Below are 1,254 nucleotides of genomic sequence, written 5' to 3' on the forward strand. Positions count from 1 at the left end.
ATGGACGTTCGCCGGGACGGCCGGTCAGCGCATCGCGTTCGTCCTGACGGGCGGGACGTGGGACAACAACGGGTACGCACGCGCCTCGGTGCGCAACCCCGACGGATCGGACCTGTTCAAGCCGACCTACTGCAAGGCGTCGTGCACGTTCGACACGGTCACGCTGCCGGTGACCGGGACCTACACGGTGGTCGCCGACCCGTACGGGGCGGCCGTGGGCTCGATCTCCGCGCAGGTCACCGCGGGCGACGTCACCGGCTCCCTGACCGCCGGCGGGGCACCGGTCAAGCTGACCACCACCGGGCCAGGGCAGAACGCCAGCTGGACGTTCGCCGGGACGGCCGGTCAGCGCATCGCGTTCGTCCTGACGGGCGGGACGTGGGACAACAACGGGTACGCACGCGCCTCGGTGCGCAATCCCGACGGATCGGACCTGTTCAAGCCGACCTACTGCCAGCCGTCGTGCGCGTTCGACACCTCCACGCTGCCGGAGACCGGAACGTACACGGTGGTCGCGGACCCGTATGGAACGGCCGTGGGCTCGATCTCCGCGCAGGTCGTCGCGGGCGACGTCACCGGGACGCTCACGCCGGGCGGCGCCGCGGTCAAGCTGACCACCACCGAGCCGGGGCAGAACCCGACCTGGTCGTTGGCAGGAAAGTCCGGCCAACGGATCTCGATCACGATCTCGGGCGGAACGTTCACCAGCGCGCAGGCGTCGGTGCTCGGACCGGACGGCTCGGTCTTCCTGCCGAAGAAGTCCTGCTCCACCTCTTGTTTCTTCGATGCGACCGTACTGCCGGCGGACGGCACCTACCAGGTGGTGGTCGACCCGGCCGGCATCTACACCGGCTCGGCCTCAGCCCAGGTGAACCTCGTGGCGCAGGACGTGGCGGCGCAGGTCACCGTCGGGGGGCCGGCGTCCACGCTGACGACCACGATCGCCGGACAGCACGGCGTGTGGACGTTCGCCGGGACCGAGGGCCAGCAGGTGTCGTTCAACTTCACCGGTTCGACGTTCACCTCCAGCTCGGACATCAAGGTCAAGGTCAAGAAGCCCGATGGAACCGACCTGGTCGCCGACACCCGCTGCGGCACCAACTGCCTGCTCGAGCCGACCGTGCTGCCGGTGACCGGTACCTACACGGTCGAGCTCAACCCGCAGAACGCCAAGACGGGTTCGCTGGCCCTGCAGCTCTACACGGTGACTCACCTGACCGGCAGCGTCCTCGTCGGAGGCGCCGCGTCCAGCCT

At 69.2% G+C, this 1,254-nt stretch carries 1 protein-coding gene; it reads left to right on the forward strand.

Annotated features, from left to right (window positions below; all coding sequences use genetic code 11):
* A partial coding sequence (locus tag AB0J87_RS64030; RefSeq protein WP_363985808.1) for a hypothetical protein occupies positions 1-1,254 on the forward strand: 1,254 nt, incomplete at both ends.

Origin of the sequence: Nonomuraea sp. NPDC049625, assembly GCF_040675285.1 — a bacterium.
Lineage (GTDB): Bacteria > Actinomycetota > Actinomycetes > Streptosporangiales > Streptosporangiaceae > Nonomuraea > Nonomuraea angiospora_A.